Annotated in this window: 23 protein-coding genes; 10 read left to right on the top strand and 13 right to left on the bottom strand. The window is 63.1% G+C overall.

The annotated features are described in order from the left end of the window. Nucleotides 1–1,477 (bottom strand): acetyl-CoA hydrolase/transferase family protein (locus tag N7367_RS12895; protein WP_279942523.1); only part of this gene is annotated, 1,477 nt, incomplete at its 3' end. Between the two features lie 318 nt (nt 1,478–1,795). Here N7367_RS12895 and glnE point away from each other — a divergent pair. Further along, nucleotides 1,796–4,591 carry a bifunctional [glutamate--ammonia ligase]-adenylyl-L-tyrosine phosphorylase/[glutamate--ammonia-ligase] adenylyltransferase gene (gene glnE / locus N7367_RS12890; RefSeq protein ID WP_279942522.1) on the top strand — a complete coding sequence of 932 codons (2,796 nt, stop codon included), beginning with the start codon at nt 1,796–1,798 and terminating at the stop codon, nt 4,589–4,591. A gap of 111 nt (nt 4,592–4,702) precedes the next feature. On the opposite strand, the gene N7367_RS12885 is transcribed toward glnE, so the two are convergent. After that, a complete protein-coding gene (locus N7367_RS12885; RefSeq protein ID WP_053520117.1) occupies nt 4,703–5,269 on the bottom strand; it encodes a queuosine precursor transporter in 567 nt (188 codons plus the stop codon). 101 nt (nt 5,270–5,370) lie between these two features. Then, nucleotides 5,371–6,330, bottom strand: a complete 960-nt coding sequence (locus tag N7367_RS12880; RefSeq protein WP_164151055.1) for a mitochondrial fission ELM1 family protein — start codon at nt 6,328–6,330, stop codon at nt 5,371–5,373. Nucleotides 6,331–6,456: 126 nt separating this feature from the next. On the opposite strand from N7367_RS12880, the gene N7367_RS12875 reads away from it, so the two are divergent. Then, nucleotides 6,457–7,047 carry a malonic semialdehyde reductase gene (locus N7367_RS12875; RefSeq protein WP_053520115.1) on the top strand — a complete coding sequence of 197 codons (591 nt, stop codon included), beginning with the start codon at nt 6,457–6,459 and terminating at the stop codon, nt 7,045–7,047. An 85-nt stretch (nt 7,048–7,132) separates the two neighbouring features. Further along, nucleotides 7,133–7,843, top strand: a complete 711-nt coding sequence (locus N7367_RS12870; RefSeq protein WP_074902043.1) for a YceI family protein — start codon at nt 7,133–7,135, stop codon at nt 7,841–7,843. 103 nt (nt 7,844–7,946) lie between these two features. Here N7367_RS12870 and N7367_RS12865 read toward each other — a convergent pair whose 3' ends face one another. After that, on the bottom strand, nt 7,947–8,348 hold the full coding sequence (locus tag N7367_RS12865) for a hypothetical protein (RefSeq protein ID WP_065182556.1): 402 nt from the start codon (nt 8,346–8,348) through the stop codon (nt 7,947–7,949). A 181-nt stretch (nt 8,349–8,529) separates the two neighbouring features. Between N7367_RS12865 and N7367_RS12860 the strand changes: the two genes are divergently transcribed. After that, entirely contained in the window at nt 8,530–9,354 is an 825-nt protein-coding gene (locus tag N7367_RS12860; RefSeq protein ID WP_279942521.1) for a hypothetical protein, read from the top strand. Nucleotides 9,355–9,370: 16 nt separating this feature from the next. Here the strand turns inward: N7367_RS12860 and N7367_RS12855 are convergent, their stop codons facing one another. Next, a complete protein-coding gene (locus N7367_RS12855; RefSeq protein ID WP_065175417.1) occupies nt 9,371–10,168 on the bottom strand; it encodes a siderophore-interacting protein in 798 nt (265 codons plus the stop codon). A gap of 59 nt (nt 10,169–10,227) precedes the next feature. Further along, nucleotides 10,228–10,785 (bottom strand): PadR family transcriptional regulator, encoded by a 558-nt coding sequence (locus tag N7367_RS12850; protein WP_053520111.1) that lies wholly within the window; start codon nt 10,783–10,785, stop codon nt 10,228–10,230. 573 nt (nt 10,786–11,358) lie between these two features. Between N7367_RS12850 and aceE the strand changes: the two genes are divergently transcribed. From aceE to N7367_RS12835, 3 genes are read left to right on the top strand one after another with little or no spacing between them, the layout of a single operon-like run. Continuing rightward, nucleotides 11,359–14,046: a pyruvate dehydrogenase (acetyl-transferring), homodimeric type gene (aceE, locus tag N7367_RS12845; protein ID WP_065175416.1), complete on the top strand. Its 2,688-nt coding sequence runs from the start codon at nt 11,359–11,361 to the stop codon at nt 14,044–14,046. A 57-nt stretch (nt 14,047–14,103) separates the two neighbouring features. Continuing rightward, on the top strand, nt 14,104–15,450 hold the full coding sequence (locus tag N7367_RS12840; protein WP_279942525.1) for an ATP-binding protein: 1,347 nt from the start codon (nt 14,104–14,106) through the stop codon (nt 15,448–15,450). Further along, a complete protein-coding gene (locus tag N7367_RS12835) occupies nt 15,443–16,336 on the top strand; it encodes a DUF4435 domain-containing protein (protein WP_279942520.1) in 894 nt (297 codons plus the stop codon). Before N7367_RS12840 ends, N7367_RS12835 begins: the two co-directional genes overlap by 8 nt. A 936-nt stretch (nt 16,337–17,272) precedes the next feature. Here N7367_RS12835 and N7367_RS12830 read toward each other — a convergent pair. The 6 genes from N7367_RS12830 to N7367_RS12805 all read right to left on the bottom strand — a co-directional run bounded on the left by N7367_RS12830 (nt 17,273) and on the right by N7367_RS12805 (nt 22,004). Beyond that, on the bottom strand, nt 17,273–17,923 hold the full coding sequence (locus N7367_RS12830; RefSeq protein WP_279942519.1) for an Eco29kI family restriction endonuclease: 651 nt from the start codon (nt 17,921–17,923) through the stop codon (nt 17,273–17,275). Further along, nucleotides 17,920–19,134, bottom strand: coding sequence for a DNA cytosine methyltransferase (locus N7367_RS12825; RefSeq protein WP_279942518.1), 1,215 nt, complete (start codon nt 19,132–19,134; stop codon nt 17,920–17,922). Before N7367_RS12825 ends, N7367_RS12830 begins: the two co-directional genes overlap by 4 nt. A 60-nt stretch (nt 19,135–19,194) precedes the next feature. Next, the gene (locus N7367_RS12820; protein WP_279942517.1) at nt 19,195–19,425 is read right to left on the bottom strand and encodes a helix-turn-helix transcriptional regulator; all 231 of its coding nucleotides are present in this window, start codon (nt 19,423–19,425) and stop codon (nt 19,195–19,197) included. Nucleotides 19,426–19,552: 127 nt separating this feature from the next. Then, nucleotides 19,553–20,323 (bottom strand): HNH endonuclease, encoded by a 771-nt coding sequence (locus tag N7367_RS12815; RefSeq protein ID WP_279942516.1) that lies wholly within the window; start codon nt 20,321–20,323, stop codon nt 19,553–19,555. Between the two features lie 609 nt (nt 20,324–20,932). Continuing rightward, nucleotides 20,933–21,301: a hypothetical protein gene (locus N7367_RS12810; protein WP_279942515.1), complete on the bottom strand. Its 369-nt coding sequence runs from the start codon at nt 21,299–21,301 to the stop codon at nt 20,933–20,935. A 493-nt stretch (nt 21,302–21,794) separates the two neighbouring features. After that, nucleotides 21,795–22,004 (bottom strand): hypothetical protein, encoded by a 210-nt coding sequence (locus N7367_RS12805; RefSeq protein ID WP_279942514.1) that lies wholly within the window; start codon nt 22,002–22,004, stop codon nt 21,795–21,797. A gap of 62 nt (nt 22,005–22,066) precedes the next feature. On the opposite strand from N7367_RS12805, the gene N7367_RS12800 reads away from it, so the two are divergent. Then, complete coding sequence (locus tag N7367_RS12800; RefSeq protein ID WP_279942513.1) at nt 22,067–23,491, top strand: GAD-like domain-containing protein; 1,425 nt, start codon at nt 22,067–22,069, stop codon at nt 23,489–23,491. Nucleotides 23,492–23,751: 260 nt separating this feature from the next. Further along, nucleotides 23,752–24,891, top strand: coding sequence for a YncE family protein (locus N7367_RS12795; protein ID WP_279942512.1), 1,140 nt, complete (start codon nt 23,752–23,754; stop codon nt 24,889–24,891). Between the two features lie 115 nt (nt 24,892–25,006). Here the strand turns inward: N7367_RS12795 and N7367_RS12790 are convergent, their stop codons facing one another. After that, a complete protein-coding gene (locus N7367_RS12790; protein WP_279942511.1) occupies nt 25,007–25,483 on the bottom strand; it encodes a nuclear transport factor 2 family protein in 477 nt (158 codons plus the stop codon). A gap of 219 nt (nt 25,484–25,702) precedes the next feature. On the opposite strand from N7367_RS12790, the gene N7367_RS12785 reads away from it, so the two are divergent. Continuing rightward, nucleotides 25,703–26,515: an alpha/beta hydrolase gene (locus tag N7367_RS12785; protein ID WP_053518807.1), complete on the top strand. Its 813-nt coding sequence runs from the start codon at nt 25,703–25,705 to the stop codon at nt 26,513–26,515.

Below are 26,515 nucleotides of genomic sequence, written 5' to 3'. Positions count from 1 at the left end.
GCCAGGACAACGCTTCCGGCAGCAGGTGCGGGGTGTGCTTGCCATAGCTCTCACGGCTGGCGCGGTCGAAGTAGTCCTGCAGCTGCGGGCGGAAATCCGGGTGCGCGCAGCGGTCGATCAGCACCTGCGCACGCTTGCGCGGGGTCAGGCCGCGCAGATCGGCCAGGCCCTGCTCGGTGACGATCACCGAGACATCGTGTTCGGTGTGGTCGACGTGGCTGGCCATCGGCACGATCGCCGAGATGGTGCCGTTCTTCGCCGTGGACGGGCTGAGGAACGCCGACAGGAACCCGTTGCGGGCAAAGTCACCGGAGCCGCCGATGCCGTTCATGATCCGCGTGCCCATCACGTGCGTCGAATTGACGTTGCCGTACAGGTCCACCTCGATCATGCCGTTCATGCCGATGCAGCCCAGCCGGCGCACGAGCTCGGGATGGTTGGAGATTTCCTGCGTGCGCATGATGATGCGCTCGCGGTAGAAGTCGATGTTCTCCTTGAACGTCTCGTTGGCCTGCGGGCTCAGCGCGAAGCCCGTGCACGAGGCATAGCTCAGCACGCCGTCGCGCAGCAGGTCGAGCATGCCGTCCTGGATCACCTCGGTGAACGCGGCCAGATCACGGAAACCACTCCTGGCCAGGCCTGCCAGCACCGCATTGGGAATGTTGCCCACGCCGGACTGCAGCGGCAGCAGGTTCGGCGGCAGCCGGCCGTGCTTCACTTCGTGCTTGAGGAAGTCGATCAGGTGCGCGGCGATCTGCTCGCTGGTCGCATCAATGGGGCTGAACGGGCTGTTGCGGTCCGGGCCGTTGGTGCGGACCACCGCCACGATCTTGTCGGGGTCGCAGCGCAGCGCGGTATCGCCGATGCGGTCGTTGGCGTTGACCAGCGGAATCGGCTTGCGATGCGGCGGCAGCGCGGTGCCGTAGTAGATGTCATGCATGCCATCGACGCCGGCCGGCTGCCACTCGTTGACCTCGACGATCACCTTCTTCGCCAGGTCCAGCCAGGTCTTGTTGTTGCCGACCGAGGTGGACGGCACCAGCGAGCCGTCCTCGCGGATGGCCGAGACTTCCACCACGGCGGTGTCGATCTCGCCGTAGAAGCCGAACCAGACGTGCTGGGCGACGTGGCTGAGGTGGATGTCGATGTAATCCAGCTTGCCTTCATTGATGCGGTTGCGCGCATCCGGGTCGCTCTGGAAGGGCATGCGCATGGCGATGCCATCGGCCTTGGCCAGCGCACCGTCCAGCTCCGGCGCGGTGGAGGCGCCGGTCATCAGCTTGATCTGGAAGGGCTGGCCCTGGGCATGCACCGCTTCCATGCGGCGCGCCAGTTCCACGGGGACGGCCTTGGGATAGCCCGAGCCGGTAAACCCGCTCATGGCCACGGTTTCACCCGGCTGGATCAGCGCGGCTGCGGCCTCGGCGGAGACCACGCGGTCGCGGAGACGCGCGTTGGCGATGCGATCAACAGACATGACGACAGTGTTTCTGGGGGGAGCCTCGATTATCGGCCATCCCCCGGCGTACGGGGGGGCTACCTTCGTGGAATGGCTTTTCGCGGGCGGGGCTATCCATACCCGCCGGTTCTGTTTTGCAGTGCAGCGTGCAAAGTCCTTTCGCAGCCCGCAGGATGGCCCTGCATCCCGACGTGGGGGAGGGAGCAGAGCCCGCTGGCAGTTCGCTGCAAGCGGGCTTTTTTATTGCCCGATGCCCAGGATGAATGCGCGCGATGGACGGCGGCGCAGCGACTTCCCGCCGTTGGCAAAGGCGCCCGGCGCCGCGAGAATCAACGCATGACCCTCGCCCCCGCCGAACTGCCCGCCGCGCTGCAGCCCCTGGTTGATCGTGCCCTGTCGCGCCTGGCCCAGGTGGTTCCGGAACCGATCCCGGCCGACCTGCGGCCCCTGCTGACCCAACTGGCCATCGCCAGTGACTTCGCTCTGGACACGCTGGTGCGGCAGCCCGCCCTGTTGTCGCAATTGGCCCAGCCGGGGTGCCCGCCGTTGCCGACGCCGGTGCTCGACCCGGTGCAGCCCGGTGAATGGCCGGCGCAGCTGCGGCGTTGGCGTGCAGCTATGTCGACCCGCCTGGTCTGGCGCGATCTGGCAGGGTTGGATGACGTGGCGCAGACCCTGGCCGGCGCCACCGCCCTGGCCGAAGACTGCCTGCGGCTGGCGCTGGACGCCCTGCAGCAGGAATTCGCACAGCGCCACGGCGTGATCCGTGATGACGAGGGCCGCGTCGAGCAACTTGTCGTATTTGGCCTGGGCAAGCTCGGCGGTGGCGAACTCAACTTCAGCTCCGACATCGACCTGGTCTACGCCTACCCGCAGGGCGGTGAATCGGACGGACCGCGTCCGCTGGCCGCCGAAGAATACTTCGCGCGGCTCGGCCAGCGCCTGGCCAAGCTGCTGGATGAAACCACCGTCGATGGCTTCAGCCACCGCGTCGACCTGCGCCTGCGCCCGTTCGGCAGTGCCGGCCGCGTTGCGCTGTCGTTCGCTGCGATGGACCAGTACTTCCAGCGGGAGGGCCGCGACTGGGAGCGCTACGCCTGGTTGAAGGCACGTGCCGTGGCCGGTGATATCGCCGCCGGTGAGGCGTGGCTGCAGACGCTGCGCCCGTTCGTCTATCGACGCTATCTGGACTTCACCGCGCTGGACGGACTGCGCGAGATGAAGGCTGCGATCACGGCTGAAGTCGCCCGCCGCGAACTGCATGAAGACATCAAACGCGGTGCAGGTGGTATCCGCGAAATCGAATTCCTGTGCCAGGCACTGCAGCTGATCCGTGGCGGCCGCGAACCGGCCCTGCGTGAACGTCGCCTGCTGGTGGCGCTGCAGGCGCTGGTGGCGGCGGGCCAGATCGCGCCCGAAGACGGCGCATCGCTGGAGCAGGCCTACCTGTTCCTGCGCCGCCTGGAGAACCGGCTGCAGATGCTGCGCGATGCGCAGACGCATGTGCTGCCCAGCGATGCGATCGACCGCGAGCGCATCGCCCTGGGCCTGGGTTACCCCGACTGGGAAGCGCTGCGCGCTGCACTGGCCGTGCAGCAGCAGCGGGTCAGCACCGAGTTCGCTGCATTGCTGGCACCGCGCAAGGGCCAGGCGGCGCCGGATGCGCTGGCCAACTACTGGCGCAGCCTGCCGGGTGGCAGTGACGCGCCGTTGCTGGCCGAAGCCGGTTTCCTCGATGCGAACGGCGCCGATCAGTCGCTGCGCGATTTCGCGCAGAGCACCGGCGTGAAGTCGCTGTCCGACGCCGCGCGCGCGCGGCTGGACCGCGTGCTGCCGGCGCTGCTGCACGCCGCCACGCGCTCGCCGCAACCGGATGCCGCACTGAAGCGCGTACTCGGCCTGCTGCAGGCGGTGCTGCGCCGGACCAGTTATCTGGCCCTGCTGGACGAACAGCCCAGTGCGCTGGCGCGGCTGGTGGATGTGCTGGCGCGCAGCGCGCTGCTGGCCGAGCGCCTGGCGGCCTATCCGTTGCTGCTGGACGAACTGCTGGACGTGCGCGTGTCCGGCCCGATGCCGGATGCGGCCGGCATGCTGGCCGAATGCCAGCAGGCGCTGACGGTCGAAGACCCGGAAGCCGCGTTGCGCTGGCTCAACGAAACCCGGCTGGCCCTGAGTTTCCGCATGGCGATGGCCACGCTGGACGGCCGCCAGGGCGCGGTCGACAGCACCCGCCAACTGGCCGAGCTGGCGCAGGCGGTGGTGGTCACGGTGCTGGCCATGGCCGAGTCCGACATGCAGGCCGCGCACGGGGGCATTCCCGGCGGGCGCTTTGCGATCATCGGCTATGGCAGCCTGGGGGGCCTCGAACTCGGCTTCGGTTCCGATCTGGACCTGGTGTTCCTGCACGATCATCCGGCGGGCGTGGAGGCCAGCGATGGCGCGCGCGCGCTGGAGCCGGGACGCTGGTACGCGCGGCTGGCACAGAAGGTGATGGCCCTGCTCGGCGCGGTCACCGCCGCCGGTCGGCTGTACGACATCGACGTGCGCCTGCGGCCGGACGGCGGCAAAGGCTCGCTGGTCTCGTCCCTGGCCAGTTACACCGAATACCAGCGCGAACGCGCGTGGACCTGGGAGCATCAGGCGCTGGTGCGTGCGCGCGGCGTGACCGGTGATGCCAGCCTGCTGGCCGACTTCGAGCAGGTGCGTGCGCAGACCCTGGGCCGTGCACGCGACCACGCCACCCTCTATGCCGATGTGCTGAAGATGCGAGGGCGCATGCGCACCGAACTGGACCGCAGCGATGCCGCGCGCATCGACCTGAAGCAGGGCGCCGGTGGCGTGGTGGACCTGGAGTTCCTGCTGCAGACCGGTGTGCTCGAGCGCAGTGCACAGGAACCGGCGCTGCTGTCACCCCGCGACACGCCGTCGTTGATCGATGCACTGGCCGCAGCGGAATTCCTGCCGGTTGCCACCGCGCAGGCACTGCACGCTGCGCATGCCACTCTGCTGAATGTGGGCCTGGCCTGCACGCTGGACCGTCGCCCGCGGCTGGCACCGACCACACCGGCCATCGAAGCGGCCTGCGCAGCAATCAGTGCGGCCTGCCGGGCGGCCGGCCTGCCGTTCGGCTGATCGGCGGCGAGGCCGCCGGGCATGGCCCAGCGCTACCCGAACAGGCGCGCCGCGCCATGCCGGCGTCATCCAAACAAGCGCAACGGTAGCGCCGGGCCATGCCCGGCGGAATCACCGCGCGCTTTCCGCGCGCAGCGGCGCCATCTTCCACAGCAGCGCGCGGAACGGCGCCAGCAGGCACACGCCGATGGCCAGCTTCACGGCCAGATCGCCTGCCGCCCAGCTCACCCACGGCAGACTGGAACCGGCAAAGGCGATCGACCAGAAGATCGTGGTGTCCACCGTCGCGCTGCAGGTGGTGGCTACCATCGGCGCACGCCACCAGCTGCCCCGGCGCAGGCGGTCGAATACGGTGATGTCCAGCAGCTGCGCCACGATGAAGGCCGAGCACGATGCGATGGCGATGCGCGGCGTCGCCACCCAGACCGACAACAGCACCGCCACCGCGAAACCGATCCAGGCCACGCGCCGGGCCGGTCCCGGGCCGAAGCGGCGGTTGATCAGATTGCTCACCAGGAACGCGACGGGATAGCTGAACGCACCCCAGGTCAGCCAGTCGTTGATCGGGTACTGCACCAGCACGTTCGACAGCAGCACCACCGCGCCCATCGCCAGCACGGCCAGCACCAGGGCGCGCGGGGTCAGCGGGGCAAAAACGGGGGCGGGACGCACGGACATGGCGAGCCAGGAGGACAAGGGGAATCGCCCATTATCCGCCCGGCCAAAGGCAAATCCAAAACCACCCGTTCAGGAACACACCAGCCGTCAACGGTGGGGCGTTACCCCAATGCCAGCCGCGCCCTGACCTCGGCGGCGATGCGCGCGGTTTCGCGCAGTGGTTCGATGCGGTCGTACTGCCAGTCCAGCCAGCGTGTCTGCAATCGCCCGCGCTCGTGCAGCTGCTGCTGGAAGCGGGCAAGGCGTCCCTGCGCGGTCTCCGCCAGCGCCACCATCACCGGCATGCGCGTGGCGCAGGCTTCAGAGAGCAGGTTCACCGAATCGGGCGATACCACCACCCGGTTGGCCCAGCCGAGCAGGCCGCCATACGGATTCACCCCGTCGCCGCCGTCGCCCCAGATCACGTGCGGCAGGTCGGCGAAGGTCGCGCGCAGGATCTCGGCCAGTGCCGGCGGGGTGCGTCGCGAGGTGGTGGCCAGCAGGCTGCCGCCTTCGCTGCGGATCTGCGCGGCCAGGGCGCGGAACACACCGACCATCGCCGTTTCGTCCCACGGCGCCAGCGGCGTCGGGCCGCCCACCAGCAGTGCAGTGCGCGGACCGGGCAGGGTGCTGAAGCCGGCGAACGCGGCCCGTCCCCAGGCCAGCCAGTCGTCATCGACCGGGTTGAGGCTGCCGATCAAGGTCAGCACATTGCTGCCGCGCAGGCGATCATGCTCGGGTACCACCACCACGTCCCAATGCCTGGCGCCGATGCGCGGGTCGAGGATCTGCACCACCTGCGTGCCGCGGGCGCGCAGCACGCGCAGCGCACCGGCGGCCTGGCGGCCACAGCCGATCGCCAGCGCAGGGGGCTCGGCAGCCAGTGCCGCGAACGCATCGCCGTAGCCGTTGGCATCCCCGGGCAGGCGCCGCGGGGTGACCCAGCGCCAGGGCGCCCGAGGCTGTAGTACCACGGGTCGATAGGTGCCCTGGCGCAGCGCCGAGGCCAGCGCGACCGCTTGGCGGACATTGCCTGCACGGCCATCGGTGACCGTCCACGGTGCGCTCGATCGTTTCACCATTGGCATTAATTCGTTTCAGCCCTGCTGGGTGTTGCAACAGTCGCGACACTCTACACTGCGGCTGGTCGTTTCGCCCCGCGTTGCCCGCGGGCACTGACTCCCCTTCGCCGCCCTGGAGATGCACCGATGTCCCACGCGCTTGACGCCGCCGCACTGGATCAGCTGTTCCGCACCGCCCGCACCCAGAATGCCTTCCTCGACACCCCGGTGGACGACAGCCTGCTGCAGGAACTGTACGAGCTGGTGAAGTGGGGCCCAACCGCGGCCAACGCCAGCCCGGCGCGCTTCGTGTTCGTGAAGTCGGCCGAAGCCAAGGCCAAGCTGGCCCCCGCGCTGTCCGAAGGCAACCATGACAAGACCATGGCCGCACCGGTCACCGTCATCATCGGTTTCGACCTGGATTTCCACGAGAAGCTGCCGTACCTGTTCCCGCACGCCGACGCCAAGTCCTGGTTCGACGGCCCGCAGGAAGGCCGCCACGAGGCCGCCATCCGCAACGGCAGCCTGCAGGGCGCCTACCTGATCCTGGCCGCGCGCGCGCTGGGCCTGGATGCCGGCCCGATGTCCGGCTTCGACCCGGCCAAGGTCGATGAAGCCTTCTTCGCCGGCACCAGCATCAAGTCGAATTTCCTGGTCAACCTGGGGTACGGTGACCCGGCGGGCCTGTTCCCGCGCCTGCCGCGTCTGTCGTTCGACGAAGCGGCGCGCATCGCGTAAGTCGCTGTATCGGTTTCGGGCCCGCCGGTTGCGGCGGGCCATTGCTGCACCCTGTACCCACCCTACGATCCGGAGAGTTCCTCAGATGAGCGCCACCCGTAAACTGCTGCTGCCGCTGGCCCTGACCCTGGCCATCGCCGCCTGCTCCAAGCCGGCCGATACCGCTGCCCCGGCCGCTGATGCTGCCGCTCCGGCCGCCACCGAACAGCCGGCCGCCACCCCGGCTGCCGATGCTGCCGCTGCCGCGCCCGCCGCCGAAGCGATCCAGATCGCCTCGGGCACCTACAAGCTCGACCCGAGCCACACCGACGTGCTGGCGCAGTGGAGCCACTTCGGCTTCTCCAACCCGAGCGCACACTTCGGCAACGCTGAAGGCACCCTGGTGTACGACGCCGCCGACGTGACCAAGTCCACCGTTGAAGTGAAGCTGCCGCTGAGCGGCCTCAACAGCTTCACCGCCAAGTTCGACGAGCACCTGAAGAGCGCCGATTTCTTCGACGCTGCCAAGTTCCCGGCGGCCACCTTCAAGAGCACCAAGGTGGAATCGGCCGGCACCAACAAGCTGACCGTCACTGGCGATCTGACCATCAAGGACATCACCAAGCCGGTGACCCTGGACGTCACCATCAACGGCGGCGGCGAGCACCCGATGGCCAAGGTTCCGGCCGCCGGCTTCGATGCCACCACCACCCTCAAGCGCAGCGATTTCGGCGTGGGCGCCTACGCCCCGAACGTCAGCGATGAAGTGAAGATCCGCATCACCACCGAAGCCACTGGCGAGAAGCCGGCCGCTTGATGCACCCCGCTCACTCGTCGTGAGAAGGCAGAAGGCCCGCTGCGAAGCGGGCCTTCTTTTTTAGCGCCGGGAACGCGCGTTGGCCGCTACCGGGTACGTGCGCTCAGCGCAGCGCGCCCAGCCACGCTGCACACGCCTCGCTCGGGCTCTGCTTGGCCTTCACCGTCATGCCACTCACCCGCACGAAGGTCTGCGCGGCCTGCGCCACCACCTGACGTGCGATCAACGCGGCCTGCCTGGTCGCCGCCTGCTGCTTGCGCAGCTGCACGATATGCACCGACGGCCTGCCCACCGGCGCGTACTTCTGGTCGCGGCGCAGCACATCGGCCACCTGCGCCACTTCGTACTCGGCCTGCAGGAACCGGCGTTCGGCGTCCAACAGGTCCCGCAGCGGTGCACGCAGGGCGGCCGGATCAGCGAAGGCCGCCAGCGCGCCATCACAGGCGTCGTCGTCGTTGAAGCGCGAGCGCAGCGCATCGACGCCGGCCAAGGTCAGTTTGCCCACAGGGGCCTCGTTGCAACTGGGAAGGAGCGCGATTGTCGCATCTGCCCGGCTCGATCCGATGCCGGCGTCATGCGCCGCTCCGTGGGACAAGGGGTCTGACCCCGTGGCATGGGCCGAAGAGCCACCAACAGTGAACCCGGTCCTACAATCGCCTGCTGTTTCATCCACGGAAGGTAAGGCCATGCAGGACGTGCAGTACTGGTTGAACGAATTCTGGGCCGGGTTGAGCGTGCTCGATCTGGCAGTGGGCAGCGTGCTGGGCGCGCTGCTGGGCCTCATGGTCGGCCTGGCCGGCTGGTACGCGCTGCGCCGCCGCGGCTGGCTGCAGCGGCGCAGGCGCTGGCATCACTGGCTGCTGGCCAGTTACGCGCTGCTGCTGCCGCTGGGCACCGCCTTCTTCGGCCTGCAGCTGGGTTTCACCGCGGGCGCGCACCGCGCGCTGCTCCAGCAGATGGACCATTTCCAGCCGCATCTGCAGACGCTCGTGGCCCAGTGGAGCCACGGGTTCACCGACTCGCTTGACGACCCGCGCATGCGCGATGCGCTGCACAGCGAAGGCACGGTGGGCGATGTGGCCGAAGCCGTCGCCTCGGCCTACCTCAGCGAACACCCGCTGCCGGTACTGGATGGCCTGGGCGATGGCGTACTGGCACGCGCCAGTGGCTGGGTGATCGGCAAGGTGCGCGAAGGCGTGCTGCGCGGGCTGGTGGAAGACACCCTGGTGGACAAGGCCGGTGTACTGGGCGTGGAGCCGACGGTGGTGCGCGAAGCGCTGACGATGCGCGTGGACGAACTGCTGCACACCCGCGGCGTGTTGCGGCTGGTGAAAGCGCAGATCAACGGCATGATGCCGGGCGTGTATTTCGGCCTGCTGCTGCCGTGGCTGGTCGTTGTGCTGCTGATGGCGCTGGAGATCTGGGCCGCGCACCGGTTCGGATGGCGACAGCAACACATCCCGGTGGCTGCCTGCTGCAGAGCCGGGCCATGCCCGGCTCACGCAGACTGAGGCCAGCGCGGCGCGCTCAGTCGCCGTCGGTATCGTCCGGGTGCGCCTTCCAATAGCCGGTCGAGCGGATCCAGTCGCGCGGCACGCCCAGATGGCCTTCGATGAACTTGCGCATCATCCGTGCGCGACGCGATTCGGTGGCGATCCAGTAGAACGTGTCGCCCTCCGGCGCCTCGAAGTCGGTCAGCATGTCTTCCAGCAGCGTGCTGCTGGCCGCCGGGAAGCCATTGCGCTCCAGCCAGTGAATCTGCACGTTCTCGTACTGCGGCAGGTCCTGACGCTCGGCTTCGTCGCTCACTTCGATGAAAGCCTGCACCTCGGCGCCCTCCGGCAGCACGTCCAGCCAGCGGGCAATGGCCGGCAGCGCGGTTTCATCGCCAATCAGCACATAGGCGTCGTAGCTGTCGGCCACCACGAACGAGCCGCGCGGGCCGCCGATCACCAGCCTGTCGCCCGGCTGCGCCCGTTCGGCCCATGGCCCGGCAATACCCTGGTCGTGCAGCACGAAGTCGATGGCCAGTTCGCCGGCGTCGTGGTCCCACCAGCGTGGGGTGTAGTCGCGTGCCGGAGACGGCTGCTTGCCGTCCGGGTAGCTGCGGCCTTCGGCAGTCAGCACCGGCAGCACCATTTCGCCGCTGGCGTTGGGGAAGAACAGCTTGATGTGGTCGTCGGCGCCGGGCGAATCGAAGCCGGCCAGATCATCGCCGCCCAGCACGACGCGGCGCATGTGCGGGGTGACCACCTCGGTGCGCAGCACCGTCAGTTCGCGGAATCTCACATCCAGGCGCAGGCGCGCGTTGTGATGCTCAGTCATGGGAATACCTGTAAAGGTGTCGCGCAGGGGGCGCGGCGTAGGGGGAGACCTGGCTGGAGTCAGTCTGGCTGGGTCGTTGAAGAGGTGGGCTCGCTACCGGTGGTGCCGTTGATCAGTGCCGATGCCTGCGACAGCAGCGCCGCCACCTGCTCGGCCTCGCCTTCGGCCCAGCGGCCGTGGTGATGCACCAGCGCCCGCTTGAAGTCACGCAGGGCGCTGGCCAGCGGCGGTGGCAGCGATGCCTTGGTGATCTCGCGGGCGCGATCGAAGGCCCGTCGCTGGGCCAGGCGCACCTGGGTGCGCTGCACCTTCAGCTCGAACTCGCCGGCGGCGGTGATGCGGAACACCCGGCGGCCATCCACTTCCTCCGATGCCACCCAGCCGGCCTGCTCGAAGCTCGCCAGCAGCGGGTACATGGTGCCGGCGCTGGGCGTGTAGGCCTGCAGGAACTGGTTGCTGATCAACTGCATCAGCTCGTAGCCATGGCGCGGCTGCTCGCCGATCAGGGCCAGCACCAGCAGGCGCAGGTCGCCCCGGCTCAGCACGCGTGGCTGGCCATGGCGGCGGGGCACGGCCGATTCGCTGGAACGGGTTCTGGGGGAAGGGGAACGGCTCATTTCGATATATCGGTAACGAGTATCGAAACGATATATCGATAGGGCAGGCGCCGGCAAGCATCGATCCGGCCACAACCGTGCCGCGTTTGGGCCACGTACACAGAAAGGGCGCCCTTGCGGTGCGCCCCGGGGACCACTGTGGAAGGGAGCGAGGCAGCCAGACGGCGGGCCGTTGCGGCAGTGCCAACACTCGCCGCCACCTTGCGCGGCCGGCGCGGCCCGGTCCAGAGCCGGGCGCGACACCGCATCAGTCATTCAGCTGCGGTGCCCCCGGCGTAGGCCCACACGCGGTCGGCAGTGCCCTACAACGGTCATCGCCCTGGGTAACACTTCGTTCTGCACATGCGCCAGGCGGGCAATCGCGACGTGTCTGAAGCGGTCCAAGGCCCGCCGCAGCGGCCTGCAGCGCGCCTGCTGGCCCGCCGAAGACAGGCGGGACATGCCTTGCGGACACTGGCTGCATGCGTCCATACGCCAGCGTAGCCAAGTGACGAAAGCCCTTGGTGCGCTACACTTTGCGGTCTAGATATCTATACAACAGTCGCGCGCGTGCGTGCGGTTATGGGAGCGCTAATGAACTGGTTGAACGAGGTGCTGAACAACGACCCGAATCCTGTGGAAACCCAGGAGTGGATCGAGTCGTTGAAGGCCGTTATTGATGTCGAGGGCTCCGAGCGCGCGCATCAGCTGCTGGAAGGCATGGTGGAGCTGACCCGTCGTTCGGGCGCCTACCTGCCGTTCTCTCCCACCACCGAATACGTCAATACGATCGAGCCGCAGTTCGAGGCCAAGAGCCCGGGCAATGCCGAGCTGGAATGGCGCATCCGTTCGATCATCCGCTGGAACGCGATGGCCACCGTGGTCCGCGCCAACCGCAAGCCGGGCGACCTGGGCGGCCACATCGCCTCGTTCGCCTCCGGCGCCACCCTGTACGACGTGGGCTTCAACCACTTCTGGCGCGCCCCGAGCGACAACCACCCCGGCGACCTGCTGTTCATCCAGGGCCACAGCGCCCCGGGCATCTACGCCCGCGCCTTCCTGGAAGGCCGCATCAGCGAAGAGCAGCTGGACAAGTTCCGCATGGAAGTGGACGGCGGTGGCCTGTCCTCGTACCCGCACCCGTGGCTGATGCCGGACTTCTGGCAGACCCCCACCGTGTCGATGGGCCTGGGCCCGCTGGCCGCCATCTACCAGGCGCAGTTCATGCGTTACCTGGAAAACCGTGGCCTGATCGAGAAGTCCGACCGCAAGGTGTGGTGCTTCATCGGCGACGGCGAGTCGGACGAGCCGGAAACCCTGGGTGCCATCGCCCTGGCCGGCCGTGAAGGCCTGGACAACCTGATCTTCGTGGTGAACTGCAACCTGCAGCGCCTGGACGGCCCGGTGCGCGGCAACGGCAAGATCATCCAGGAACTGGAAGGCGTGTTCCGCGGCGGCGGCTGGAACGTCATCAAGCTGCTGTGGGGCGGTTACTGGGATGCCCTGCTGGCCAAGGACACCAACGGCGTCCTGAAGAAGCTGATGATGGAAACCGTCGACGGCGAATACCAGAACTGCAAGGCCTTCGGCGGCGCGTACACCCGCGAGCATTTCTTCGGCAAGTACCCGGAGACCGCCGCGATGGTCGCCGGCCTGTCCGACGACGACATCTGGCGCCTCAACCGCGGTGGCCACGACCCGCACAAGGTGTACGCCGCCTACCACCAGGCCGTGAACACCAAGGGCATGCCGACCGTCATCCTGGCCAAGACCGTAAAGGGTTACGGCATGGGCAGCGCCGGTGAAGCGTTGAACCCGACCCACCAGACCAAGAAGCTGGACGACGAAGCCGTCAAGCACTTCCGCGACCGCTTCAACATTCCGGTGACCGACGAGCAGCTCAAGGACGGCCAGGTGCCGTTCTACAACCCGGGCCCGGACTCGCCGGAAGTGCAGTACCTGCAGGAGCGCCGTGCCGCCCTGGGTGGTTACCTGCCGCAGCGCCGCCGCAAGGCCGACAAGAGCTTCAACGCACCGAAGCTGGAAACCTACGAGCGCCTGCTGAAGAGCAGCGGCGAACGCACTTACTCCACCACCATGGCGTTCGTGCAGAGCCTGAACATCACCCTGCGCGACAAGGAGCTGGGCCCGCACATCGTGCCGATCGTGGCCGACGAAGCCCGCACCTTCGGCATGGAAGGCCTGTTCCGCCAGATCGGCATCTACGCCCCGTTCGGCCAGAAGTACAAGCCGGTGGACGCCGACCAGCTGATGTTCTACCGCGAAGACCAGAGCGGCCAGGTGCTGCAGCAGGGCATCAGCGAGCCGGGCGCGATCAGCTCGTGGATGGCCGCCGGTACCAGCTACTCGGTCAGCAACGTGCCGATGCTGCCGTTCTACATCTACTACTCGATGTTCGGCTTCCAGCGCGTGGGCGACATCGCCTGGCAGGCCGCCGACATGCGCACCCGCGGCTTCCTGCTGGGTGGCACCGCCGGCCGCACCACGCTGAACGGTGAAGGCCTGCAGCACGAAGATGGCTTCAGCCATCTGGTGGCCGGTGGCATCCCCAACGTGCGCAGCTACGACCCGACCTTCGGCTACGAAGTGACGGTGATCCTGCAGCACGGCACCAAGGCGATGATGGAAGACCAGGTAGACGAGTACTACTACCTGACCCTGATGAACGAGAACTACGCCCACCCGGACATGCCGGAAGGCGCAGCCGAGGGCATCGTCAAGGGCATGTACCTGCTGACCGACGCCGGCAAGCCGAAGAAGGGCGAGCTGCGCGTGCAGCTGCTGGGTTCGGGCACCATCCTGCGCGAAGCCATCGCCGCCGCCGAGCTGCTGGACAAGGACTTCGGCGTGACCGCCGATATCTGGAGCTGCCCGAGCTTCAACGAACTGCGCCGCGACGGCTTCGATGTGGAGCGCCACAACCGCCTGCATCCGGAAGGCGAGCAGCGCAAGGCCTACGTGACCGAGCTGCTGGAAGGCCGCCAGGGCCCGGCGATTGCCGCTACCGACTACGTGCGTGCGTATGCGGACCAGATCCGCGCGTTCGTGCCGATGTCGTACACGGTGCTGGGTACCGATGGCTTCGGCCGTTCGGATACGCGTGCGAACCTGCGTCGCTTCTTCGAGGTTGACCGGTACTACATCGCGCATGCCGCGATTGCGGCGCTGGCGAAGGAAGGGAAGATGACCGCGAAGGATGTAGCCCGGGCGATCAAGCAGTACAAGATTGATCCGGAGAAGGCTAATCCTGTTGGGGTTTGATAGGATTATACAAGGCTAGACCGAATGTAAGGCGCTCCATTGGGGCGCCTTACTTCTGTGAGGCGCTTGTGCGGTAGAGATTATCTATACCCAAGGAGTGGACAGTTGAGAATAAAGCGCCTTGAAATCATCCGGCTATATGGAAGTTTTACAAAGAATGTCGACTTTGATCCCGGATTGAATCTTCTAGTTGGTATTAACGGCAGCGGAAAGACCAGTATCCTTAATTGTATAGAATGGATGACGAAGCCGAATCTTGGCAGGCTTGCATGCACTCATTTTCATTCAATTAAACTATTCTTCGAGCGTGGCGGGAAGGATTATACGATCGTAGCTCAGCGCAACTCTCACGCATTGAGCGTGCAGGTGGCCGGCGGAGACTTCGATGGTGAGCCGCTAAACATTCAAATCGAAAAGCCATCTTCTTCAATTAGATCAGAAGAGGACATGAGTGCGGCATTACGTTATTACGCCAATCTTTCGCCTGAGCCGCACGAGAAGAAAACTTGGGCGTTCCTGAAGGATCTGGCTGATCCGCTTTGCATTTCGCTTGATAGAACGATTACGGCCGAATCCGATGGTGAAGTATATATTGACGCTCAATTGCCGCGCGGGGTAAGGCGCAGGTCGCCTATTGGCAAGGTTCAGGATGTGACTAGGCGTAAGTATGCGGCATATTCTCAAAAGCTGAACGGGCTCAATGACTCGCTCAAGTCTCAAATAATAGTTTCCGCATTTAAGAGTTCATTTCTTCGGATGAGGAGTGAGCCAGTTCATTCGGTTACAATTGATGAACTTGCTATTCTCGAAAGTAAGGTTTCTAATCTTCTTTACACATCTTTGGATGTTGATTCTGATGTGGCCGAGAGCATCGCTCAGTACTTCGAGGAGGCTCGGAAGATACTTCACCACGGTGAAAATGATCCGGGGCTTCGCAGGGCATTTTATGCGCAATACAGGCAGATACACGGCCTTGCAGAGGCGTTCAGAGATTTCGAAGAAAAAAGTTTGCGTGCTTTCGAGGTGCTAGGTTCGTATCTTGGTACTTTGAATCTGTTCTTTCGAGAGAGTGGCAAAGTTATCGGATTCAATGAGACGGATGGCACGCTTGGTTTTAAGCACCTGAGTAGGGACGGCGCAAGCGGAGCGTACTTGTCAGTAGATAGAATGTCTTCGGGTGAGAAACAGATTCTTATTCTAATAACATTCTTGGCGTTTATCTCTAAGCGCAATCATGTCTACATTGTAGATGAGCCGGAGCTCTCGCTGCATCCTAAGTGGCAAAGAAGCTTTGTGGGGGCAATTCTAGATCAGTCGCCTATCGGAACCCAGGTCATTATGGCGACTCACTCGCCAGAGATTGTTTCACGTTATCGCGACAAGTGTGTGGTGTTGGATGTCTAACTCGTCAATACCTGAATATGGGGCGGATGCTCTCGGCGTTAGGGATCTCTTCTTCGCTGGATCGCCGGGCTTTCACTTCTTCGTTGAAGATGTGGATCAGGAGAATCTGTACGAGCTCTTGATGCGTAAGTGTTTCCCTGATTTTCAGGGGATTCAGATATTTCCGCAGGGCGGAAAAAGAAAGGTTATTGAGCATGCGTTGGCTGAGCATGCCGAGTATGAAGGGGTTAGAAGAATTTATATTGTTGATAAGGATTTCGATGATCTACTTGACTCGGTCGTGCGTCTTGATAGTCTTTTCTACCTTGATCAGTATGGAATTGAGAACCTTCTAATTGATGAGGATGCTTTGGTGGAGCTCTGTGTTCAGGAGTTTCCAAAACTGCAAAGAGCGGATGTCAAGGCTGGAGTTGATTTCGACACTGTAATACAGCGATGGTCTTTGCCACTTGATCGTCTTCATCGGGCCTTTCTATTAGTCCAAAAATTCTCACTAGGACTTCCGAATACCGGTAGCTCGGTCGAAAATTTCGTCTATAGAGATAGGCGGTGCACAATTGATCAAAGGTTGATCAACAGCTATGTTGATTCAGTATTTAATAAGCTCTCGGAGCTCGGTGTTGTCGGCTGCAGAGAAGCGTTTGAAAATGAGATGGATAGAGCCTTCACGACGAATGGTTTAGTCAACGTGAATGGAAAATTTGTATTGCATCTTCTCTACCATCACGTTAAGAGGCTGGGCTTGTGTGGACATGTAAAGGGGCATTCATTCGCCTATAGGATTGCAGGTGCATGCGGGCTTGGGCGATTCTCTTCCTTTATTCGCGCGGTGCGTGAATACATCGGCCGCGATTGTGCTGCTGAACAATTAGAGCACGCCAACTAATCTGGTTATCTTGATGTGGTTGTACGTAAATTATTGGGTTGCGTAGCAACCTGCTTTCATGTGTGATCTGGTGGGCGCTGTGTCGGTCTACTAGAAAACTACGGGAAGCTCGCTTGCTGTCTAGTCGAACTCGGATCTGCGAAGAGTAAGTGCCTATACTTGCTCATGGTTTATTCCGAAATCATTGGGTCGGTTGATAGACCGGAAGCTCTGTTGCCACTCAAATGCTAGTGCTGGGAATCTAGGCCGGTATATTGTCCGGTTGACCTGAGCAGGGGGCGTTGCTTCATTACAAGGTAGTAAGAAGTGGGGCGAATAAATCGCCCCACTTTCGCCTGCGCAGTGTGAGGTGTGTTCACCACTTCTGGGCGTAATTGGTCCTTACGGACTTTGAGATGAATGAGTTAAGTCCATGCCCCTGGGCTGCGAGTACCTTCATCTGGTCGACAATGGCCGAGCCGGGCCTTGTGTCATCATATAGATAGTTCCTCCACGTCCCACTGGCAAAAACTACATGGATGGACGTGGCAGTTGCTTCGTAGGAAACAATGTTGGAATCGCCATTCAGATTGAGGTACGGTGTCATTACATTTCCTTTTGTAAATGGTCGTACAAGGGCGGCGTGTAGACGCCGCGTTCCACATCTGAGAGTGCGCAAATAGCGCTAATGGCTATCCGAACACCCGCAGTTGCATTCGGTGTCGCAATGCAGAGCTGAAGGCGATGATCAAAGTTGCCCCAAGAAGGTGAATTTCCTCAAGCTCGCACCTTCTTGAATTGAGTAGGCTAGATGGAGTGATACATCTGCCTTCATCTTGTATTGGTCCGGAAAGACGTTCGTTTCACGTTTGCTCGAAAGGTGAAGGTACACATTCCCCGGCGCTCGACAAGTTAGAAGAGCCGATTAGGGGGGCTCAGCACCAACATGCCAATAGTTCATGCGCCGTCTGCCTCAACGAAGCGATCTGAGATGCATGGCGGAAGGACGCGAAGATAGGTGGCAGCATCCTCCGCCACTCTCAGCTGCGATTCCGGGCGTTCTGCCAAGCGCTGAGCCCACTCGCGTCCAGGATGGAGCACATCCCAACGAGGTCTCATGCCTGCATGTCGCCCTTTTCCTGGGTTGTGGTTCCCGAATCCATCAATCAGCGAATTCCACAGGGGCGTGAAACGGGAGATGATGAGAGACTCGCCCAGTGGGATCCAGATGTCGTCGACAACCAAGAATCGGCAGGAAAAATCCTCAACGTTTAGGTTCGTCGCAGCCTTGATGCTGTCTGCGTGCTCCTTAAGCCTCTTAAAGAGAACCTTGCCAGGTGGAACATCGGTGCCCGCACCCATACGAGCACCTGCGGGGACAGCCTTCCCCACGTAGATGGGTAGCATGAACTTTCCATCGTTGTTGAGCCGGGCGATCTGCTCGTAAGCTTCGAAGTCGCCTGTGTAATAGATGGCGTAAATGCCCGCACCATCAAACTGGGGAAGCTGGCCAAGTGGGTGCACCTCCTTCGTAAGTAGAGCCTCGGCAACGCTCGCGCCAAGGTTCTTCTTATCCAGTGGGTTGAATGGAATTACTTTGGCCGTCATGCGCGCTTTCTTTTGGTGTTTGCTTCATTCTTGGCGATTTGCGACAGTCCCGCAATCGCGAGCTGTTCCGCAACACTGGCCGCAACCCGCTGGCCCAGCAGTACTGGGACTGCATTCCCAAGCTGCCGCATGGTTTCCGACCAGCTTCCATGGAATTGGAAGCCATCAGGGAACGTCTGAATTCGAGCACTTTCGCGAATCGTGAAGTAGCGCACCGAACCGTCATCCTTCACTAGCATGTTCTCGCCGCCGGGCACGCCGTGGCCGCCAGCCTTAAGCGTCTTAGCCGGCAGATCGAGGGGGCTGCCAGTGTGACCAGGATAGGAGCGTGCACCTGCCTGATAGATGTGGTTCGCAAACTTCTTTGCTTCGCGACCCTCTGGATCTGGCAGCCCCTGCAGTGCATCTCGAACCGTCCGCCATGCCTGCGTCGGCAGCATCGTACGGAACTGCTGCAACTTAGCGACCCGAGCCGCCAGTTTTGCGGGCATCTTGGGCTGACGTATGCCGTGACGCTTCCAGTAGACCCCGGTCACCCATTGGTCATGCAAAAGAGCATCGTAGCTATGGGTTTCATGCGGGAACGACCATTCCAAGCCAAGATCGTCTCTGAAGCCCACCAAGAACACACGCTCACGCTTCTGGGGAACGCCGAAGTTCGCAGCATTCACCAAAGTAGGGATGACGTTATAGGTGTGACCCTTGCCCTTCCGCTTGCCCGATGTCTTCTCGACCTGAAGGCGTGCGAGGTGATCTGACCAGTCCTCATCCTTGCGAGGAGGAACATCTGGGAACTCCAACTGCAGTTGAATGTAATGGAAGTAGTTCGCGAACTTGGCGCGAGTCAGCCCCTTCACATTCTCAACAATGAAGGCCTTCGGTCGCAGCTGCCTGATGATCTCGACAGTCGCCGGGAACATATCCCGTCCGTCTTCATGCGCCTTGTGCTTACCGCCAATAGAGAATGGCTGGCAGGGTGGGCCACCAGCCAGGAGCTCAATGTCCTGCGGGATGGAAGACCAGTCGAACGAGCGGACATCACCTTCGTGCAGGGTCCATCCACGAACAAGGGGGTAGTCGCGCCGTTGATTCTCGCGGACCGTGTCGCACGCCCACTTGTCCCATTCGACCACGGCCAAGTGCTCGAAACCGGCAATTTCGCATCCCATGGCCAAACCGCCGGCTCCTGCGAAAAGCTCAACCGATCTCATTCCAGTACTCCAGTGAATTTTGCTTGATTGGACCAATGGTCCACATAGATTTGGACGCGATCATCCTTCTTCCGAAATGAATGATGGCGTCGTGCTGAGTGAGATTTCCATACCCAAAGCCGACAGCACTGCAATCAGTTTCCTGCTGCCGAGCTCAGAAAGGCGCCCCCTTTCGAATCGTGAAAGCAGTTCAGCAGTCACGCCGCTGGCCTTCGCTACGTCGATCTGCTTCAGGCCCAGCTGCTTACGCCTAGCAGCTACCTGACAGCCTAGTTCTTGGAGGGTCGTCACGCCCGGCTTCCGTATTCGATACGCTTCGATTATTGATCTATACGTCAAGTGAGGCAAGTGAAATCCGGACGGAAGGATCTCCCTCTGCTGTCTCAGAAGCTGAGACAACCGCGCAGGGGAAGCTCTTCTAAACCCAGGTACACTGCGACCGATGCCAGGCTAGCGAATCAGGGCTGGCCGAAAGCGTCGTTGATACTGGAGATGCCAGTTCCATGCCGGCAAGGTCGCTATAGCTTGACTGGTGCAATGCAGGCGCCAGAGACATCCGCAAGGACACAGGGTCTACGGCGATAAGGTAGAGATCAAAAAGGGTGTGAACGTCCGCGCGCAACAGCAGGCCGTTGCTGACCACGCTACTCGATTGGCCGGAGTAGGGGCGGATGTGGGCCGCCTCAAGCGCATCGACCACATTGCACCTCGTCATAGCACAGCAACCGTCGTACGCCTCCAGTAGTGCCTGACGGAACACAGGCTGGCCGCGGCGCCGAACAATAGCCGCGAGCACACGCTGCCTCTCGTCAACCTCGTCTGTTGGGGAGAAACTGCCAGATGCTTCTGCCGCTTTAGTCTCCTGCTCCAACAGTTCCCTTGCAGGACCGCAGACCGATGTGAGCGCTTCACCAGAAAGCCCAAGGAGCTTGGCAAGTTTCGGCTCAACCCTCGCACCCACGTTCGATGCTGGAAGAAGCCCGGGTAGCCACGGCTTCCCTGCCTGATCCAAAACATGAGAGATGTTCTGCATGCGGTACTCCCACGCCTTGGGCGTGCGCCCGTGGCGGGTTGCCAGGTCCCGATAGAACCTGGCCTTTTCAAGGATCAATCCATCGGCGAGACGCGCCTCCATTTGGCGATACGCCTCGACGGCAGCAGCCAATTCGTCGTCAGTCCACCTGCTCACAGCCTTCCCCTGTCCTCGACCGCGCGTGGCGCTTCCGGGGAGAGTATGCCGTAAACGACACAATGAGCCGCTGATGGCTTGGGGTGGAAGAGGGTAGTGTGTCAGCGCAAATCGAAGACTGTTCAGGTCCGTCGATGCGTCTCGTATGTGGAGTTCAGTTGCAAAGCCCTAATCGGCTGGAAGCAGTCGGCTACTCCAGTGCTGGAGTAGAGGTTGAACGCAAGGCACCTCAATGGCTCGGCCTATGAAGCCTAGGATGAACAACTGTGCTGAGGAGTTGTCCACCAGCAGAACTGGCTCACCTTGGCAAGTGAGTTCGACGTACCTTGCTTCAAAGCGTCTGGCACCGAGCGCTGCATCTTTAGCCGCTAAGCTTAGGGCTTCCTCGTGCATGACAGCAAACTCTGCAGCTGAGACCTTGAGGTAGGTCTTCAGCTCCAGATAGCATTTTGGCAGGTGGAAGTGGGCGAGCGCTGAACCAATCAGCGCTGCCAAGCACAGTACCGCGTATGTCAGAGACCTCATTGGAAGTCCTCCAGATCGAAGGCGAACGGACAATTGGGCCGCGACGACAGCCCACAGCCTATTGCTTGAGGCAAGCCTTGGGCTCTACTCCCGCACCTGCAATCGCTCAGTAACCTGCGCAGTCAACGCCACACAAGCCATCTTCAACCCCTCCATCACCCGATCCCCCACGTACTCCTCAGGCGCTCCATTCTGCCGAGTCCGCTCCGCAGCCAGCATCAACTCTGCCACCACGCGCAATCCCGCTAGCGCGCAGTCCGCATCCGCCAGCTGAAGACAACGCCCAGGCAATTGATGCCGCTCCGGCCACGGCTGTCCATCTGCGGCCGCACCCTTTCCGATGCGACGCAGGGTCGAGACAAATCCGTTGGGATCGGTGGGTGCGTCGCGCTCGGGCTCGGAATTGGCCGGATCGTACTGCGCGTGCAGGGAACGGAAATTCGATTCGTTCATGGCAATGCTCCGTACAGAACAGATAGCACCGCCACCGATGAAGGTGGCGGGACGATGCGTGGCTCGAAAACCGGTCAACAACCAATCCGGCGGGCCCGAAGGCCCCCACGCACCGTCCGCCATGGAACGCGAACGGATTGCCAGCCGGCGCCACGTAACCGTGACGCCGACTGACAAGCGCAAACACATGGTTGTTGACCGGGTTTTCGACGCCCGCGCCACCCTGTGTGAGGTGGCATGCAAAGGTGTACTCGCATGGCTGCGAGATGCCAAGGAACCGTGGGCCGCAGAGGCCACAAGTGCTGACGCTTACGGCATTGTTACACGACTCCAATGCGGCGGAACCCCTGTGGTGCGGCGGTTTCCGCCGTTGTTAAGTTACGGCCCGAATGCGCAGCAGAAAGCACGCTTTGGCGCCGTGCAAGGCCCCAAAAGCGACACCCGACACAAAGGGCTGATAGAGAAAGCGTGGCAATTGCGACACGGCTTAACGTTAGGGCTCCAGTCCCGGCCGAGGCCACAGGGCATCGTCGCGCTCCAGGTCGTAATCGCTTCCGAATGCGAGTGCCGCCTCGCGTGGCGGAAGGTCCGCGTAGCAAGCCAGCAGATACTCGTCCATGCCGGTATTGCCAAGGTCGATGGCGAACAGATGCAGCAACTCCTTGTCGAACGCTTCCAGCCATGCGGCGTCGATTCTGGTCATGGTCATCCTCAAACGGGGAGGGCAGGATACTGGGCATACGTCTGATGACAGGAACAGATGCATTGGTCCTCCCTCGCCGCCTCACCCTACATCGCTTCGTCAAGACGCATCGGCCGTCGCGGCAGGTTTCGCCGGCTCCCCATAAGCGTGTTTCCGCCTATGAGGGTGTTCTCCCCGCCGGCCTTCTCGATCTGTGGCGCCGGAAAGGTATCGGATTCTATGGCGACCTTCAGCTCGCGCTGATCGATCCCCGGCAATGGCAATCCGTGCTTGATCGCTGGATTGTTTCGCCACCCGATTCCGTACGGCGCATTCCCATCGCGCTGACGCCTTTCGGCACACTTCTCTATTACCGAAAACTGTCGGAAGCCGACGAAGACGTGGCCTACATCGATCCCGTGTCAAAGAAGACGGGTGACTTGGCGTGGAGTCTGGATGACTTCTTCAACACATTCCTTTGCGAGCAGGAGGCACTCGAAACGCTCATTTCACCGGCGTTGGCTCGGGCCGCAAGAGAAGCGTGCGGAGCACTCGCGCCCGGCGAAGTTTATGAAGTCGATCAGATGCTGTTCTCGGCCCAGACGCTAAGGGTCGCAAAGGTCAATGCGCTCGACATGCATCGCCGCCTTCGCGATGCCGTTGATTTGCCCAAGTCGAAGACCGACGAGCCGACGACAGTAGCCGACGCGCTGCCAGTCGAACATCGCTCCATGTTCGAAGGCATTGCAACAGGCCCGGGACTCGCCGGGCTGTATCTGTCTTCCTACATCGACTGGCATCGGCTGCTGGCGCTGCAGCCGAGCGGCCAGTACCACTTGCTGTTCTGGCGCATTCATCACAAGACGTTCGAGCGCACCGAGATGCGCGTTTACAGCGGCTCCTACGAGATTTCCAGCAATTCTGAGGGGGATGACATTGTCGCGCTCGACGTCACCCTGCGGGAAGATTCCCTGGGCAGTGACGCCAATGATGAAGAACTGGTGGCGATGCATGCAGATGACACGACCCTTCTGCTCCGTGCCGACGAGTTGGCGGACATGGCAACCGCCATCGGTGGGCGTGGCGTGATGGGGCGAAGTGAACACTACTTTCGTTGCGTCACGCTGGACGTGCCATTCGTAGAGGAGCCCAGCGATGGCCGCGCAGCACCATCATTCACGGATATGCCACATGCGCTGCAAGCATTGATCCATGTTGAACCTCTCCTTGCGACCATCACTCACGTTGACGATCCGGATCTCGACGAAGAGCATGACGGCGAGGGCGCTGTCATGTGCACGCTCGATCTGGGCGAGGACCACGGGTTGCGCATGAACATGCCGCTCTATTCGCCTGAGAATACCCGTCGCCAACTCAAGGGATGGGTTTGGGATATGGCACCGCTTGCCTGCAGGGCGGGCATCAGGTATCGGCGCGGAGAGGACGGTGTCATTGAATATGGACCCTTGGTCGGGGACGTGTTGACTACCCGTGCTCCGGATTCTTAGAAGGGCGCCAGGGCCGTGAATCCAACTCGGCCTCCTTGCCGACCGTGAATGCCCCCTCGCTGGCACTACGCGGGCGCACACAGGCGTTTCGCAGCGATTGCGCGGGTGCCCGGTGCAGCATCCCACCCCGCCTCCCTGTCTCCTGTTACCATTCCCCCCGCTAACCCAGCCAGCCTTTCCGTGCGCACACGCCGGAACGGCCGTCTTCGTACGGCCCAGCGAGCCAGGACACCCTTCCGTGCCCTTTCAAGGATGCTCGCATGTTCCGTCATTCCGCTTTCCGCTCGGCCGCCCTGGCCCTTGCCATTTCGCTCAGCGTCGGCGCCCCGGCGGCCTTCGCCGATAACGCGCCCGCCGCCAGCACCCCCGCTGCCGTGCAGCGCCAGGCCATCGCCAAGGGCCTGTACGAACTGGCGTACAGCTCCACCCAGAACGCCGTGTTCGTGGCCTCCTCCGGCGGCTTCGGCGATGACGCCGGCCCGTCGCAGGTGCTGCGCCTGAACCCGGCCACGCTGGCCGTGGAAACCCGCATCCCGCTGGAGCGCAAGGCGTTCGGCGTAGTGCTGGATGACGCCCACAACCGCCTGTACGTCGGCAACACCGTCGATACTTCGGTAACCGTGGTCGATACCGCGCAGAACAAGGCCATCGGCATCGTGCAGCTGATGGAGAAGAAGGTCGGCAAGGACGGCAAGGCCGCCTACACCCACGACCTGCGCGAGTTGGTGGTCGACAGCCCGGCCAACCGTCTGTACGTCACCGGCCATTCCAGCGAGGGCAGCGCGCTGTTCGTGGTCGATACCACCACCCTAAAGGTGATCAACACCATTCCGGGCCTGGGCAACGCCAAGGCGCCGGGCCTGGCGCTGGATGCCGCCAACAAGCGCGTGTACACCAGCAACCTGCTGGCCGACCTGGTGGTGGTTGGCACCGACGCCAACAAGGTGGTGGCCCAGCACAAGATCAGCGCCGAGCAGCCGATGAACATCGCGCTTCACCCGGACGGCAAGCGCCTGTTCGTGACCGACCAGGGCTCGGAGATGATCCGCAGCTACATGACCAAGAGCAGCGCGGGCTTCACCAGCAAGCACCCGGGCCAGCGCGTGCTGGTGCTCGACCGCACCACCGGCAAGGAACTGGCCAGCATCCCGACCGACGCCGGCCCGCTGGGCATCCTGCTGGACGCACCGCGCAAGCGCCTGTACGTGACCAACCGCGATGGCGGCACGGTGACCGCGTACGACAGTGAGAGCTACCAGAAGGTGGCCACCTACCCGGTGCCGACCCACCCGAACAGCTTGGCGCTGGATGCCAAGAACAACGTGCTGTACGTGAGCATCAAGAACGGCGAGAAGGATGCCAAGGACGCGAACGAGAGCGTGGCGCGCATCCAGTTGTAACGGCTGGAGGTGGCCGCGCTGGGAGAGCGCGGCCACCTGTTGCAGGCATGGGATTTCGCCAGGTGGGCGCCAGAGTGGCGGCGTGGACCCTCCGCCGCCTGCCACCTCCCCAACCTCAATCCACCCCGCGGTGGTCATAGCTGATCACCCGCTCCACCTGCCAGGTGCCGTCCACGCGTCGCCACACCTGCACGAAGCGCGCCTGCCCCACCCACCGCTCCACACCGTCCTTGCCGCGTTCGTAGAAGCGATGGTCGCCCATCTCCAATGCACGCTCATCGTGCAACGCGAACACCTGCAGCGAACGGTCCACCAATTCGCGGCGCAGGCGCCAGCCGCCCTGGCGCGCGCTGTCGCACATGCGGGCCACGCTGCGCCGGAAGTCCTCGCGGCTGCTGGCCGACTTGCCGTCCTTGTCATGGAAGAACTCCATGTCCTCGGTGGTCATCGCCGCGGCCCGATCGGCATCGCAGGCCTCGAACGCCACTGCGAACAGCTGGGTATCGGCCTGGCGGATCTGCTCGCGCAGGGTATCGGACGGGGCAGGGCTGGCGGCAAGGCCGGCGGCGAGCAAGGGCAGGGCGAACAGCATGGCGCGTCTCCGTGGATGTCGGGCGCACAGTGGCACGCTGCGGGGGCGGTCGGCGCGCGGGTGCGACGAAGCCGCGTCTGCCGGGTACGAACGGCCGGATTCCGGGTGCGGGTCCCGGGCGCCAGGCGTGTAGGGCATGTCATGGCGCGGGCGGATTCCCTCACGGTCGCCACAGGCGGCGCTGCCTAGGCTGGTGCCATCCTTACACCAGGAGTTCCCATGCCTGCTTCCCCCATCCGGCTGCACATCGAAGACACCGGCGGTGAGGGCCGCCCGGTCATTCTCATCCATGGCTGGCCGCTCTCGGCCGAGGCGTGGAAGGATCAGGTGCCGATCCTGCGGGATGCGGGCTACCGCGTGATCAGCTATGACCGGCGTGGCTTCGGTCGCTCCGAGAAGCCAGCCGACGGCTATGACTACGACACGCTGGCGGCCGATCTGGCCAGCATCATCGAGCAGCGCGATCTGAAGGAGGTCACACTGGTCGGTTTCTCGATGGGTGGCGGCGAGGTGGCGCGCTACATCGCCAATCACGGCGAGGCGCGCCTGCACAGTGTGGTGTTCGCGGCTGCGGTGCCCCCTTACCTGCTGCGCACCGACGATAACCCGGAGGGCCCGCTGACCCAGGACAAGGCGGACGAGATGCGCACCGGCCTGGAACAGGACCGCGAAGCCTTCTTCGATGGCTTCACCCGCGATTTCTTCAGCGCCAACGGCAAGCTGATGGTCACCGAGGCCGAGCGCCAGGCGGCGATTGCGCTGTGCCACCAGTCCGACCAAGCGGCGGCGCTGGGTTGCATGAAGGCGTTTGCCACCACCGACTTCCGTCGCGATCTGCAGAAGGTGAGCGTTCCCACCCTGGTGCTGCACGGCGACAGTGATGCCACCGTGCCACTGGAGGGCTCGGGCAAGCGCACCCAGCGCGCCATACGCGGCAGCGAGCTGGTGGTGCTGCACAACGCGCCGCATGGCTGCAACACCAGCCACACCGACGACTTCAATCTGGCGCTGCTGAACTTCCTCAAGCAGTAA

The organism is Stenotrophomonas sp. GD04145, assembly GCF_029835135.1.
GTDB lineage: Bacteria > Pseudomonadota > Gammaproteobacteria > Xanthomonadales > Xanthomonadaceae > Stenotrophomonas > Stenotrophomonas maltophilia_P.
Note: the sequence above shows the minus strand (reverse complement) of the source record. Positions and strands in the feature narration are given on the sequence as shown.

Excerpts from the sequence above, each read along its gene's own strand:
- N7367_RS12785 (WP_053518807.1), top strand. The coding sequence starts at position 25,703 with ATGCCTGCTTCCCCCATCCGGCTGCACATCGAAGACACCGGCGGTGAG.
- N7367_RS12855 (WP_065175417.1), bottom strand. The coding sequence starts at position 10,168 with ATGACTGAGCATCACAACGCGCGCCTGCGCCTGGATGTGAGATTCCGC.
- N7367_RS12825 (WP_279942518.1), bottom strand. The coding sequence starts at position 19,134 with ATGAGATCGGTTGAGCTTTTCGCAGGAGCCGGCGGTTTGGCCATGGGA.
- N7367_RS12885 (WP_053520117.1), bottom strand. The coding sequence starts at position 5,269 with ATGTCCGTGCGTCCCGCCCCCGTTTTTGCCCCGCTGACCCCGCGCGCC.
- glnE (WP_279942522.1), top strand. The coding sequence starts at position 1,796 with ATGACCCTCGCCCCCGCCGAACTGCCCGCCGCGCTGCAGCCCCTGGTT.
- N7367_RS12795 (WP_279942512.1), top strand. The coding sequence starts at position 23,752 with ATGTTCCGTCATTCCGCTTTCCGCTCGGCCGCCCTGGCCCTTGCCATT.
- N7367_RS12875 (WP_053520115.1), top strand. The coding sequence starts at position 6,457 with ATGTCCCACGCGCTTGACGCCGCCGCACTGGATCAGCTGTTCCGCACC.
- N7367_RS12880 (WP_164151055.1), bottom strand. The coding sequence starts at position 6,330 with ATGGTGAAACGATCGAGCGCACCGTGGACGGTCACCGATGGCCGTGCA.
- N7367_RS12810 (WP_279942515.1), bottom strand. The coding sequence starts at position 21,301 with ATGAACGAATCGAATTTCCGTTCCCTGCACGCGCAGTACGATCCGGCC.
- N7367_RS12835 (WP_279942520.1), top strand. The coding sequence starts at position 15,443 with ATGTCTAACTCGTCAATACCTGAATATGGGGCGGATGCTCTCGGCGTT.
- N7367_RS12805 (WP_279942514.1), bottom strand. The coding sequence starts at position 22,004 with ATGACCAGAATCGACGCCGCATGGCTGGAAGCGTTCGACAAGGAGTTG.
- N7367_RS12860 (WP_279942521.1), top strand. The coding sequence starts at position 8,530 with ATGCAGGACGTGCAGTACTGGTTGAACGAATTCTGGGCCGGGTTGAGC.
- N7367_RS12870 (WP_074902043.1), top strand. The coding sequence starts at position 7,133 with ATGAGCGCCACCCGTAAACTGCTGCTGCCGCTGGCCCTGACCCTGGCC.
- N7367_RS12830 (WP_279942519.1), bottom strand. The coding sequence starts at position 17,923 with ATGACGGCCAAAGTAATTCCATTCAACCCACTGGATAAGAAGAACCTT.
- N7367_RS12790 (WP_279942511.1), bottom strand. The coding sequence starts at position 25,483 with ATGCTGTTCGCCCTGCCCTTGCTCGCCGCCGGCCTTGCCGCCAGCCCT.
- N7367_RS12850 (WP_053520111.1), bottom strand. The coding sequence starts at position 10,785 with ATGAGCCGTTCCCCTTCCCCCAGAACCCGTTCCAGCGAATCGGCCGTG.
- aceE (WP_065175416.1), top strand. The coding sequence starts at position 11,359 with ATGAACTGGTTGAACGAGGTGCTGAACAACGACCCGAATCCTGTGGAA.